Annotated in this window: 10 protein-coding genes; 2 read left to right on the top strand and 8 right to left on the bottom strand. The window is 37.7% G+C overall.

Annotated elements, in window-relative coordinates:
* Positions 1-52: 52 nt before the first annotated feature.
* Positions 53-865, top strand: coding sequence for a pyruvate, water dikinase regulatory protein (locus KO505_RS11970; RefSeq protein WP_216055681.1), 813 nt, complete (start codon positions 53-55; stop codon positions 863-865).
* A 35-nt stretch (positions 866-900) separates the two neighbouring features.
* On the opposite strand, the gene KO505_RS11965 is transcribed toward KO505_RS11970, so the two are convergent.
* From KO505_RS11965 to KO505_RS11955, 3 genes are all read right to left on the bottom strand, one after another.
* Positions 901-1671 (bottom strand): heparan-alpha-glucosaminide N-acetyltransferase, encoded by a 771-nt coding sequence (locus KO505_RS11965; RefSeq protein WP_216055680.1) that lies wholly within the window; start codon positions 1669-1671, stop codon positions 901-903.
* Positions 1672-1773: 102 nt separating this feature from the next.
* Positions 1774-3126 (bottom strand): class II 3-deoxy-7-phosphoheptulonate synthase, encoded by a 1353-nt coding sequence (locus tag KO505_RS11960; protein ID WP_216055679.1) that lies wholly within the window; start codon positions 3124-3126, stop codon positions 1774-1776.
* A 12-nt stretch (positions 3127-3138) separates the two neighbouring features.
* Positions 3139-3612, bottom strand: a complete 474-nt coding sequence (locus KO505_RS11955) for a low molecular weight protein-tyrosine-phosphatase (RefSeq protein ID WP_216055678.1) — start codon at positions 3610-3612, stop codon at positions 3139-3141.
* Positions 3613-3916: 304 nt separating this feature from the next.
* Here KO505_RS11955 and KO505_RS11950 point away from each other — a divergent pair, with 304 nt between their 5' ends.
* The gene (locus tag KO505_RS11950) at positions 3917-5281 is read left to right on the top strand and encodes an MATE family efflux transporter (protein ID WP_216055677.1); all 1365 of its coding nucleotides are present in this window, start codon (positions 3917-3919) and stop codon (positions 5279-5281) included.
* A 441-nt stretch (positions 5282-5722) separates the two neighbouring features.
* Here the strand turns inward: KO505_RS11950 and rpsA are convergent, their stop codons facing one another.
* The 5 genes from rpsA to gyrA form a co-directional block, all read right to left on the bottom strand.
* The gene (gene rpsA, locus KO505_RS11945; protein ID WP_216055676.1) at positions 5723-7390 is read right to left on the bottom strand and encodes a 30S ribosomal protein S1; all 1668 of its coding nucleotides are present in this window, start codon (positions 7388-7390) and stop codon (positions 5723-5725) included.
* A 124-nt stretch (positions 7391-7514) separates the two neighbouring features.
* Entirely contained in the window at positions 7515-8195 is a 681-nt protein-coding gene (gene cmk / locus KO505_RS11940) for a (d)CMP kinase (RefSeq protein WP_216055675.1), read from the bottom strand.
* A 148-nt stretch (positions 8196-8343) separates the two neighbouring features.
* Complete coding sequence (gene aroA / locus KO505_RS11935) at positions 8344-9660, bottom strand: 3-phosphoshikimate 1-carboxyvinyltransferase (RefSeq protein ID WP_252731777.1); 1317 nt, start codon at positions 9658-9660, stop codon at positions 8344-8346.
* Positions 9653-10735 (bottom strand): 3-phosphoserine/phosphohydroxythreonine transaminase, encoded by a 1083-nt coding sequence (gene serC, locus KO505_RS11930; protein ID WP_216055674.1) that lies wholly within the window; start codon positions 10733-10735, stop codon positions 9653-9655. The genes aroA and serC overlap by 8 nt, the downstream gene beginning before the upstream one ends.
* Before the next feature lie 236 nt (positions 10736-10971).
* Positions 10972-13653 carry a DNA gyrase subunit A gene (gyrA, locus tag KO505_RS11925; protein WP_216055673.1) on the bottom strand — a complete coding sequence of 894 codons (2682 nt, stop codon included), beginning with the start codon at positions 13651-13653 and terminating at the stop codon, positions 10972-10974.
* Positions 13654-13857: the final 204 nt, after the last annotated feature.

Here is a 13857-nt window from a genome sequence, read left to right as displayed (position 1 = left end):
GGTCGGGTAAAATGTAATTAATTTTGTTAATTTATTACTACAAGAGAAAATAATGTCCCACACAGCCTTTTATATATCAGACGGAACAGCAATTACAGCTGAAGTCATTGGACATGCGACCTTGTCGCAATACCCTATTGAAATTGAGCACATAACTAGCCCATTTATTGAAACTGAAGCGCAAGCATTACACTTGTGTGATCAGATAAATATTCGTTATAAAACAACAGGCAATCGCCCTTTTGTGTTTTTTACATTTGTTGAAAAAGCATTTAAGAGATTAATTAAGGGAACAGATAGTATTTGTTTTGATGTATTGAGTCCGTTTACCAAAGAGATTACCCAAGTATTAAATATTGAACCTACCCCTAAGTTACATAGAACTCATTCAATTCATGAAGAAAGTTATGATCACAGAATTGGTGCCATGAATTATGCGCTGGCTAATGATGATGGACAAACTACACAACATTACGATGATGCAGATGTGATCTTAGTTGGGGTTTCACGCAGTGGTAAAACGCCAACTAGCTTATACCTTGCATTACAATACGGTATTAAAGCCGCGAATTACCCATTTATCGAAGATGACATGGATGATTTGAAGTTATCAAATGATTTAAAACAAAATAAAAAGAAAATATTTGGCTTAACTATCGAACCTGCTCGATTAGCTGCAATCAGACACGAACGTTATGCAAACAGTAAATACGCATCAATACGCCAATGCAGAATGGAATTAAGAGAAGTAGAACGCATGTATAAGAAGAATAAGATCCCTTATATAAATACGACTCACTTCTCTGTTGAAGAGATTTCAGCCAAAGTTATTTCTGAAATGGGACTAGAAAGACATAAGTATTAATTGGTTTTTCCAGAATTAAAACCAAAGTTAATAACTTAATATAGATATTCAATGGCATAAAAAACACCAAACATGATTGGTTGGTGTACTAAATAGATTACTAAGCTATTTTGTCCCATTTTTTCAATAGTTTGGTTAATCTTTCTCAATACAGCATTAGGGTGATTATTGAAGGTAAAAGCCCCTAATTTACGCCCTTTCTCCGACATAAACCAATGACCTAAAAACACGCCAACGAATACCGCACCTAACCAGGGAAACAAAGGCACAAAATCCAGTGCGGCTCTTTTCGTCTCAGCCATCCCAATCCAATGCAACCAAACAGAATTAAAGAATGGAAACGTTACGCTATGGCCAATTATAAAAATGGCAATACCAACAATTAGCGCTAACTTAGGTTTATTGATGATAGGCAATGCCAACCAACTCGCAACCAATATAAATTGTAATATGCCAAATATTGTTATTTTATTAGCTGCGATAAAGTAGCCAGAGCCTGATACAAATATACACGCGATAAGTAACTGTAACGTTCGTTTATTTAAGCTTTTCCAATTAACACGTCGCTGATGGACGATGACTAAACTTACACCAACTAAAGTTAAAAAGCCTACTACTATGACATAACGAAATGGTATCCAAGGACCTTTACCAAAGGTGGTAACTATGTAACCAAACAAATCTAAGTCATAACAGAAGTGGTAAATCACCATCAACAGTATACTGATCCCTCGTAACCAATCTATAAATGGTAATCGGTGAGTTTGCTTAATACTTGGTTGATTTAAAGTAACGGTTTCAGACACAGCTTTTTCCAATACATCTATTTGTATGTTAACTTTACAAAAAAAGCCAACTATTTGATAGTTGGCTTTTAATTCTTATTAAATTAATACTAAAACTGAATGTTACGACTTTTTAGCATCTTTTAATGCATCCGTGATCAAGAAAGCAAGTTCTTGTACTTGATCTGCATTTAATCTTGGATCACATTGAGTTTTATAACGTTGAGACAAATCCGCCTCACTTAAGCCATAAGCCCCACCAGTACACTCAGTAACATGTTGCCCTGTCATTTCAAAGTGAACGCCACCGGCCCAACTGCCTTCCGATTTATGTACACCGAAGAACTGCTGGATTTCACGTAAAACAGAATCGAAGTTACGCGTTTTATAACCGTTAGACGCTTTAATCGTATTACCGTGCATTGGATCTGAACTCCAAACCACCTTACGCCCTTCAGATTCTACCTTACGAACTAGAGCTGGTAATTTTTCGGCTAATACATCAGCACCCATTCGAGTAATTAAGGTTAAACGACCCGCTTCATTATTCGGGTTAATAGCATCTATCATACGAATAAGATCATCTGGGTCCATGCTAGGTCCAACTTTAACACCTACAGGATTATGAATGCCTTTAAAGAATTCCATATGTGCGTGATCTAATTGACGAGTACGTTCACCAATCCATAACATATGTGCAGAGCAATCATACCAATTGCCAGATAAGTGATCACGACGAGTTAACGCTTGTTCATAATTTAATAACAATGCTTCATGTGAGGTGAATAATTGAGTTTCTTTAATACTAGGTGTCGTTTCTGACGTTAAACCAATGACTTCCATAAACTCTAACGTTTCTTTAATTCTATCCGCTAAATGTTGGTAACGTTCACGATTAGGGTTAGAGGCGACAAAACTCATGTTCCAGCGGTTTACTTGGTGTAAATCAGCTAACCCACCTTGAGCGAAAGCTCGTAATAAATTTAATGTAGATGCCGAATGATGATAAGCCGTGATCAAACGATTAGGATCGGGTTCACGAGCTTCTGGTGTGAATTCAAAGCTATTAACGTTATCGCCACGATAACTCGGTAATGAAACACCATCAATCGTTTCTAAATCAGCTGAACGCGGTTTTGCATATTGTCCTGCAACACGTGCAATTTTAGTTACTGGTACTTTACCGCCAAACGTCAATACTACAGCCATTTGCAGCATAACTTTAAACGTATCTCTGATATTTGCCGCGTTAAAATCAGCAAACGACTCTGCGCAGTCACCACCTTGTAAAACAAACCCACGACCTTCAGCAACTTCACCTAATTGACGATGTAATTCTCTCGTTTCTTCAGCAAAAACTAGAGGCGGAAAGCTTTGCAATTGCTGTTCAACGTTTGATAATAATGTTTGATCTTTATAAGTCGGTTGTTGTTGGATAGGGAAATTTCTCCAACCATCCGGTGTCCAAATACTCACTGCGTCACCCTTTTATTTTGAGAGATAATTAATTAAGCCATCACTGGCATCTTCGATTAAATCCAGAACGATTTCAAAACCCTGATCTCCACCATAATAAGGGTCAGGCACTTCATCGTAATCTGGATAATTTTCTGCATAGTCTAGAAACAAGTTTATTTTGTGTTGATAAATACTTGGACATTTAGCCATTAAGTCTTGGTAATTGGCTTTATCCATGGCCAAAATATGATCATAAAATTCAAAATCGTCATTTTTAACGGCTCTGGCAAATAAATCAGAAAAATCATAATTCCTTGCCAAGCCATGTTTAATTGAACGTTTATCAGGCGTAGCACCAACGTGATACCCAGCGGTACCGGCACTATCCAAGATCACATTTAACTTGGTTTGTTTTAATTTTTGTCGAAATACAGCATGTGCAGTAGGAGAACGGCAGATATTACCCAAACATACAAACAATACAGATGTGTTTTTTCTTGCCATAATTAAAAACCAAACCACCTATTATAAACTGATAAATACGACGTCTAACTTTAAGTAATAAACTTGATAATTCAAAAACGAATTTCAACTAACTTATGCCCCGACTTTGCCATATAGGGCTGAATATAGAAACCTATAAATCAGTATTTTTAGAGTTTATGTACTATTAATTGATTTCTAGCAGCTACTAAGTTCAATAAAGGATAATCTGGGGCATGTTTTACCAATTAATTTACGCAAAACTGGTTTCAAATCAACATTCACTTCATAATGTATTTAGTTTTTGAATTTTATAAAGTTATTCATGAAAGTATTTGATTTCACCGAAGTAAAACACATTTTAAAGTTAGCCATTCCACTATTGCTGACCCAAATAACGGCAAGTTTAATGTTTTTTACGGACACGGTAATGGCAAGTAGAGCAGGACATGTTGACATGGCGTCTGTTTCTATCGCTACCGGTATTTGGTCTCCTGTTATATTTTCAGCGCAAGGTTTATTAATTGCTATCACGCCTGTCATCGCTCATTTATTTGGTTCCAGTAAAAACAATAACAATCAGGCACAAATGGTATCAACTTTATTCCAAGGTGCTTATATCGCTGCAGCTATCACACTTGTTATTGTTTGTTTATTCCAGTTTGTTCATATTCCGTTAGAAAACTTAGACTTAGAAACCGAATTGCATGATAAGTCTATCGGTTACTTAAATTATGTGGTTTGGGGCATATTACCCACCTGTCTATTTTTTGCGTTACGTGGTTTTTGCGAAGGTATTGGAGTAACAAAACCGGCATTAATCGTCAGTGTCATAGCACTTCTGGCGAATATTCCGCTTAATTATATATTTGTATTTGGTAAGCTTGGTGCGCCGGAGTTAGGTGGCGCAGGCTGTGGTCTTGCAACAGCTATCGTACAATGGATAAGTTTAATCAGTTTGTTAATCTACTTTAATATTTCACGAAACTTAAAACCTTTTCAAATATTTAAGCACCCAGAGAAACCGAATCCAGAAAGCATAAAAATATTAACAAAATTAGGTACCCCTATTGCACTGTCTTTATTGTTCGAATCTAGCCTATTTGCTTTTATGGCCCTATTTATTGCCCCATTAGGTTCGATCGCAGTTGCTGGTCATCAAGTAGCATTTAGTTATAGTGCTGTAGTCTTCATGTTTCCATTAAGCTTGGCGATGGCTGCGACAATACGAGTTGGTTATTTAAAAGGCGTTGGTGATTTAGACAAGTTGAAATATTCCATCAAGACCTGTTTTTTCATGGCGGTAAGTTTTGGTACGTTAGTTATGTTAACCACCTTTTTCTTCCGTGAGCAGATCATTCTTATTTATACCTCAAAACCGGAAGTCGTTGCACTGGCAGCAAGTATATTAGTCATCACTGCCATATACCAACTACCAGATGCCATTCAAGTTATGGCCGCAGGCGTATTTAAAGGCTTAAAGATTACTAAACCTTTATTTTATATTACTTTTATTTCCTACTGGCCAATTGGCTTTACCTTAGGATATTTGTTAGGAAGAACTGACCACATAGTGCCAGCGATGGGACCCCAAGGTTTTTGGGTTGGTACGGTTATTGGCTTATCAACTGCATCTGTCTTATTCTTAATATGGTTAAAATTCACCATGAGTAAGCTTAAGTTAAGCTAATGATGTTAAATAGATAAACTACCTTATTTAATGAGTGACAAGCTCAATCCTCTTGTCATCTGGTATACCCTGTTTTGTAATTAATCAGAAGCGGTGACACTCATCCTATTTACTTAACATTTAAGGTTAAACTGATGTAGGTGTAACGAGTTAAGTTTTGATTCTCACGCATAAGTAAGCTAATTATAATTTCCACTCCTGTTCGCTTCCTCTTTAATTTTATCTTTATAGTTCTCTCAATATGCAGTGAACAAGCTACTGATTCATTTTTTCGTAATCCATAATGAATTATGCCAATTTCAATATTTCTAATGAGTAATGTTAATTTGGAAGTTAAGTGTTGAGTATATTTTGCAGAAAGTTTTAGTGAGTTTCAGTTACGATAGATTTTAACTAATAAAAAAGGGAGCCTAAGCTCCCTTTTTTGCTAATAATTAATTATTAGTCTTTTTGTGCATTTTTGAATGCTGCAGCCATTGCGTTTTCAAACTCAGGAGTTTGACTTTGCAAGTTGTCTAATGCTTGTTTCTCTTCAGCCGCGAAGATAGCTTTAATAGATAAGCTAATTACACGGTTCTTACGATCAACACCAACAAACTTAGCTTCAACTTCTTCACCAGCTTTTAATACTGTAGAAGCGTCTTCAACGCGTTCTGCTGAAATTTCAGATACACGGATGTAACCTTCAACTTCTGTACCTAGAACAACAGTAGCACCTTTAGCGTCAACGTCTTTAATTTGACCTTTAACTACAGTACCTTTTTTGTTGTTTTCTAAGTATTCACTGAACGGGTCAGAATCCATTTGTTTAACACCTAGAGAGATACGCTCACGCTCTGGGTCAACTTGTAAAACAACAGCTTCGATTTCGTCGCCTTTCTTGAATTCACGTACAGCGTCTTCACCAGAAACATTCCAAGAAATGTCAGATAAGTGAACAAGACCGTCAATACCGCCATCAAGACCAATAAAGATACCGAAGTCAGTGATAGACTTGATGCTACCAGAAACACGATCACCTTTGTTGTGAGTCTTAGCGAATACTTCCCAAGGATTGTCTTTACATTGCTTAAGACCTAGAGAAATACGACGACGCTCTTCGTCAATTTCAAGAACCATAACTTCAACTTCGTCACCTAAGTTAACAACTTTTGAAGGATGGATATTCTTGTTTGTCCAGTCCATTTCTGAAACGTGAACAAGACCTTCGATACCGTCTTCGATTTCAACAAAACAACCGTAGTCTGTAAGGTTAGTAACACGACCTTTAAGACGTGAAGACTCTGGGTAACGACCAGCGATGTCGCCCCAAGGATCTGAACCTAATTGCTTAAGACCTAGAGATACACGGTTCTTTTCTTTATCAAATTTAAGTACTTTAACGTCTATTTCGTCACCAACTGCAACGATTTCACTTGGGTGCTTAACGCGTTTCCAAGCCATGTCAGTGATGTGTAATAAACCGTCTAAGCCACCAAGATCAACGAACGCACCGTAATCTGTAAGGTTCTTAACGATACCTTTAACTTCTGAACCTTCTTCAAGGTTAGCAAGAAGTTCTTCACGTTCTGCAGAGTTTTCAGTTTCGATAACTGCGCGACGTGAAACAACAACGTTGTTGCGTTTTTGGTCAAGCTTGATAACTTTAAATTCTAATTCTTTGCCTTCTAGGTGAGATGTGTCACGAATAGGACGTACATCTACTAGAGAACCTGGTAAGAAAGCTCTGATACCTTCAACTTCAACAGTGAAACCACCTTTAACTTTACCAGAGATAACACCTTTAACGATTTCTTGTTCTTCACAAGCTTTTTCAAGGCGTACCCAAGACTCGTAACGTTTTGCTTTTTCACGAGATAAGATAGTTTCGCCGAAACCGTCTTCGATTGATTCTAGTGCAACGTCAACAACGTCACCCACTGCAACCTCTAGTTCGCCAGCGTGGTTTTTAAACTGAGCTGCTGGAATAGCAGATTCAGATTTAAGACCAGCGTCTACTAATACTAAGTCACGATCGATTGATACGATTGTACCTTTAACAATTGAACCTGGACGAGTTTCTATAACCTGTAGGCTTTCTTCAAATAATGCTGCAAAATTTTCTGTCATGATTTATCTTCATTAATTCCAAAGAGGCGTTCCAGCGACTATGGGTTGATTTTTAACTTGTTACATCCATGCTAACAAGGCTGTTAATTATGTTAAAAACCTTTCAAAATAAAAGGTTACCTAACTACTTACCAAATTTAGCTTCAACAACGACAATAAGTTGTTCAAACACTTCTTGAGCTGAAATACTCGTTGAGTCAACTTCGATTGCATCCTCTGCAGGCACCATAGGTGCTACTGATCGGTTGGTATCTCTATCGTCTCGAGCTTGTATCTCGGTCAAAAGGTCGCCGATTTTAACATCGTGCCCCTTTTGTTTCAACTCTAAATAACGTCTATTCGCTCTCTCTTCGGCACTTGCCGTAAGAAATACTTTAATTTCTGCATCTGGGAATACAACCGTTCCCATGTCTCGACCGTCAGCAATTAAACCAGGTAACTGTCGGAAGGCACGTTGACGGCGTAATAATGCCTCGCGAACACGTGGCAAAGCCGCAATTTGAGAGGCAATACCGCCTACTTCTTCGTTGCGTATAGATTGAGTAACTTCTTCACCCTCTAAAATAATTTTAGAGCTGGTTTCGGTTGATAAGAATTGAACATCTAAATGTGCAGCCAAAGGAATTAGGCTATCTTCGTCTGATGGTTCAATTTGATGATGGATGGAAGCTAATGCTAATACTCGGTAGATTGCACCACTGTCTAAGATCTCCCAGCCTAACTTTTGAGCCAATAAACGACATACTGTGCCTTTACCTGCTCCACTAGGGCCATCGATAGTGATAACCGGAATTGTTTGCTCCATAAATACTCCATACGGTGAATTTGCGGGCGGGATTATACTCGAATTAAAATAAAAGGAAATTGATTTAGAACGAATTTAAATCTCTTGCAAAAGCCTAAGTTAAGGCTTTTGCATAAATATGATTTAATATTGGGTATTTATTTACTAATTATTTTACTAATGAATTGAATCGTGTGAAATAATCCGGGAAGGTTTTACTCGTTACTTTAGGGTCATTAATGGTTACGCTCTGTTTATCGAAGGCTAATAAAGAGAAACACATAGCAATACGATGATCGTCATAAGTATCTATCGCTGCGTGATTAATTTTATTAGGCGTAACAATAATATAATCATGCCCTTCTTCTACTGTCGCGCCAACTTTTTTAAGTTCGGTAGCCATAGCATGAAGTCTATCGGTTTCTTTTACTCGCCAATTATAAATATTTCTTATTGCTGTAGTACCTTTGGCAAATAATGCCGTGGTTGCAATCGTCATTGCAGCATCGGGAATATGATTCATATCCATATCAACTGCATTTAGCTGTCCGTTAGAACTAACGGAGATATGATCGTCATAATAATTAATCGTTGCCCCCATTTTGGCTAATACATCAGCAAATTGAATATCACCTTGAACACTATGTTTACCAACACCATAGACATTAACCGGACCGCCACTAAGTGCACCTGCCGCTAAGAAGTATGATGCAGAAGATGCATCCCCTTCTACCATAAAATCACCAGGCGAAACATAACGTTGACCCGCTTCAATAACAAATGATTGATAGTTATTGTTGGTAATGTTTACACCAAACTGTTTGATGATGTTTAACGTTAAATCTATGTAAGGTTTAGAAACCAGTTCACCTATCATATTTATGGTGATCGTTCTTCCTAATAAAGGAGCTGCCATCAACAAAGCAGATAAAAATTGACTTGATACACTGCCTTCAATATTTACTTCTGAACAATCAACCTGTTCAAATGGTGTTAATTTTAAAGGTGGAAAATCAGTATCGCCTAAATACTCAATGTTTGCGCCTAATGGCAATAATGCGTCGACCAAATGGCCAATTGGACGTTCGAACATTCTCGGTTCACCGGTTAATTCCACTGAAACGCCAGAAAATGCCAGTACCGCAGCCAGAGGTCGCATTGCGGTTCCTGCGTTACCTAAAAATAAAGCACTGCTTGGCGTCGTAAACTTACCGCCATTACCAGACACCACACATTCTGTTTTGTCATCATTTAATTCTGTTTGGATCCCCAACGCAGTTAACGCATTTAACATGTGGCGAATGTCATCGCTGTCTAACAAATTACGAATCGTGGTTTTTGAATCACACAGGGCAGCAAGTAAAAGTGCTCTATTAGAGAGGCTTTTTGAACCAGGTACCGTAACATCACCACTGAAAGCGGTAATATGGTCAAGCGTTAATGAATCGTGTTTATTTGTATTAGCCATTTCTTTATTATTAAGCATGGGTACGTTCGAACTCCTGCATAAATTCAACTAGTGTTTTAACGCCTTCAATTGGCATTGCATTATAAAGACTGGCACGCATGCCACCGACAATTCGGTGCCCTTTTAACGCTAATAATCCATTATTCTCAGCTTGCTCTAAAAATAACTTATCCAAAGAATCATTGGCTAAGAAAAATGGTACATTCATACGCGAACGATTATTTTGTGAAATATTATTTGAATAAAAATCTGAAGCATCAATGGCTTGGTATAAACATTTCGCTTTTTCTATATTTAATACTTCTTGTGCTGCTACACCGCCACGTTCTAATAACCAATCAAATACCAATTTAGCTAAATAAATAGCGTACGTTGGTGGTGTATTAAACATACTGTCGTTTTCTGCCGTCAGTTTGTAGTTTAATACCGATGGAATTGAGTCGTTACTGCGAGCTAATAGTTCTTTTTTAACAACAACAATACTTAACCCTGATGGACCTATGTTTTTTTGCGCACCGGCGTATATTAAGTCGTAATCATTAAGTTCAATTTGGCGAGATAAGATCGTCGATGACATATCGGCAACCACAGGTATTTCAAATTTAGGCGATTCGAATATTTCGATGCCATCAACGGTTTCATTAGGACAGTAATGTAAAAAATCGGCAGTGTTATTTACCTGCCATTGATCAAAACCTAATACACTTTTTTGACCTTTCGTATCAACATTTACATAATTACGAGCCGTGATGGCCCCAAATTTTTCAGCTTCAGCTACTGCTGATTTAGACCATGAACCGGTAACACCATAATGGGCTTGTTTCTTCTCTGTTAAGAGATTAAGCGGAACTGCTGAAAATTGACCTCGACCACCACCATGCATGAATAACACTGTGTACTCATCACCAATGTTCAGTAATGTTTTCAGTGACTGAATTGCTTGATCATAGACTTCGATATAAACCTTGCTTCTGTGACTTAATTCCATCACAGAACAACCTGTATTATTCCAATCTCTAAATTCAGATTGAGCTTTGATCATTACTTCATCAGGAAGTTTGGCAGGACCTGCGCAAAAGTTATATACCGTCATCTTGTTCTCATTTATTGGTGCTATTTGTTGTGGAGATTTAAAAAATATTATTATGATTTATTTCAAATTGAATATTTACTCTAACCCGTTACATATATTCACTCAATTGATATTTATGCAACTTTGTCATTTATTTTAGTAAAGATTAAAATTGATTATTATTTAACCCCGAAAGGGTTAATAATCAGGCACAAAAAAAGGCTCCGTAGAGCCTCTTTATCATGTTAAGCGTTTAATTAACTTTCATCGCTTTCATTGTCAGTGTCGTCTTCTACTTCTGTAGAGTCAGTTTCTGAAGGTGTAACAACCTCTTCACCTTCTACATCACCAGCAACAACTTCAGGTTCAATAACATTACCATCTTCATCCAATAATAATGTTTCGTCTTCTTCAATCTCTTCAATACGTGCTAGAGCGACAACGTTTTCACCTTCAATTGTTCTGATCAAACGTACACCTTGTGTATTTCGACCAACAACTGAAACTTCATCAACTTTAGTACGAACTAAGGTACCTTTATCACTAATGATCATAATTTCATGATTATCTGCAACCTGTGTTGCACCAACAACCAATCCATTTCTTTCACTAACTTTAATTGATACAACACCCTGTGTTGCACGGCTCTTAGCTGGGTAATCCGCTTGAGGAGTACGTTTACCAAAGCCATTTTCAGTAACGGTTAAGATATTACCTTCAGCGTCTGGAACAATTAACGATACTACTTTAGCGTCTTCAGTTAATTTGATACCACGAACACCCGTTGCAGTACGTCCCATAGAACGAACTTGGCTTTCATGGAATCGAACCACTTTACCGTTTTGTGAGAACAACATGATTTCATTTTCACCATTGGTAATAGATGCACCAATCAGTTTATCACCGTCGTTAAGACCTACTGCAATAATACCGTTAGCTCGTGGACGAGAATATTCCGTTAACGCTGTTTTCTTAACCGTACCGTTGGCTGTTGCCATAAATACAAACTTATCAGCTTCATATTCTTGTACAGGTAAAATAGTAGTTATCTTCTCATCAGCATCTAAAGGCAATAAATTGATGATAGGACGACCACGAGACTGTCTGCTTGCTAAAGGTAATTGGTATACTTTCAACCAATACATACGACCTTTATCAGAGAAACATAGAATAGTGTCATGGGTGTTGGCCACTAAGAGTTTTTCAATGAAATCTTCATCTTTCATCTTAGTCGCAGATTTACCACGACCACCACGACGTTGTGCTTGGTAATCAGTTAACGGTTGATATTTACAGTAACCTTCGTGAGAAAGTGTTACCACAACATCTTCTTCATTAATAAGATCTTCAAGGTTTATATCGTGTGATGCATCGCGTATTTCAGTACAACGTTCATCACCATATGTTTCACGTATCACGGCTAACTCTTCACGAATAACTTCCATTAATCGTTCTGGGCTACCTAAAATGTATAACAGTTCAGCAATTAGCTCTAAGATCTCACCGTATTCAGCAAGTATCTTCTCATGTTCTAGACCTGTTAATCTGTGTAAACGCAACTCTAAGATGGCTTGAGCTTGTTGCTCAGTCATATAATAGACACCATCACGAATACCAAACTCGGGCTCTAACCACTCTGGACGTGCTGAGTCTTCCCCTGCTTTTTCAAGCATGGCTGCAACATTCCCTAAAGGCCAACCTTGGGCAACTAACTTAACTTTTGCTTCGGCTGGTGTTGGAGAATCTTTGATTAATGCAATGATTGGATCTATGTTCACCAACGCAATTGCTAATGCTTCTAATATATGGGCACGGTCACGCGCTTTACGGAGATCAAATACCGTACGACGGGTAACAACTTCACGACGGTGAGATAAAAATGCTTCTAGCATTTCTTTTAACGTGTGAATTTTTGGCTGACCATGTGTTAATGCAACCATATTCATACCAAACACAGTCTGTAACTGAGTCAATGAATATAATTGGTTTAAAATAACTTCTGACGGTTCACCACGTTTGATTTCTATAACAATACGCATACCGTCTTTATCAGACTCGTCACGTAATGCCGTAATGCCTTCCACTTTTTTATCTTTAACTAACTCAGCAATTTTCTCGATCAATCTTGCTTTGTTAACTTGATAAGGAATTTCAGTAACAATAATGGTGTCTTTACCATTAGCTTCATCAGTTTCGATAGTGGCTTGTGCACGGATATATACTTTACCGCGACCGGTATTATAAGCATCTATTATACCTTTACGGCCATTGATGATCGCGCCTGTTGGAAAATCAGGACCAGGAATATGCTCCATCAACTCTTCAACAGTAATATCTTCGTTATGTGACAACGCAAGTGTGCCGTCAATAACTTCGCGTAATGAATGTGGCGGAATGTTTGTCGCCATACCAACAGCAATACCAGAAGAACCATTAACTAATAAGTTAGGCACTTTTGTTGGTAAAACAACTGGAATGTGTTCTTGACCATCGTAGTTTGGTACAAAATCTACCGTTTCTTTTTCTAAGTCAGCTAATAATTCATGAGCTAACTTTTCCATACGAATTTCGGTATAACGCATGGCTGCTGCAGAATCACCGTCAACTGAACCGAAGTTACCTTGACCATCTACTAATGTATAACGTAATGAGAAAGGCTGTGCCATACGTACGATGGTATCGTATACCGCACTATCACCATGTGGGTGATATTTACCAATAACGTCACCAACAACACGTGCAGATTTCTTATAAGGTTTGTTCCAGTCATTTTTTAATTCGTTCATCGCAAATAATACGCGACGATGAACTGGTTTTAATCCATCTCGTACATCTGGTAACGCACGGCCAACGATTACACTCATGGCATAATCTAGGTAACTGGTTTTTAATTCTTCTTCAATATTAATAGGACTAATATTATCAGTATGATCTGTCATAAACGCACTATTCCCTGCAACTACTTAAAGTAAGTTTTTATTAGTATGGATCTTGCTCGCGATTGTAACACATTCGTATCGTCACGCTAGTGCAATTTCAGCGTCTTTATTGCCTACCCTATGCAAAATGATTAAAAATTGTTTATTCGCCCTTTGTGACCACTGTATTTGCGTTTTAATTGAACAATCACTTTTATTTCATCT

Source organism: Psychrosphaera sp. F3M07 (assembly GCF_018860345.1).
In the GTDB taxonomy this organism is placed as follows: Bacteria; Pseudomonadota; Gammaproteobacteria; order Enterobacterales; family Alteromonadaceae; genus Psychrosphaera; species Psychrosphaera aquimarina.
The sequence above is the reverse complement of the archived record's forward strand: the minus strand, read 5'-3'. Positions and strand labels throughout refer to the sequence as shown.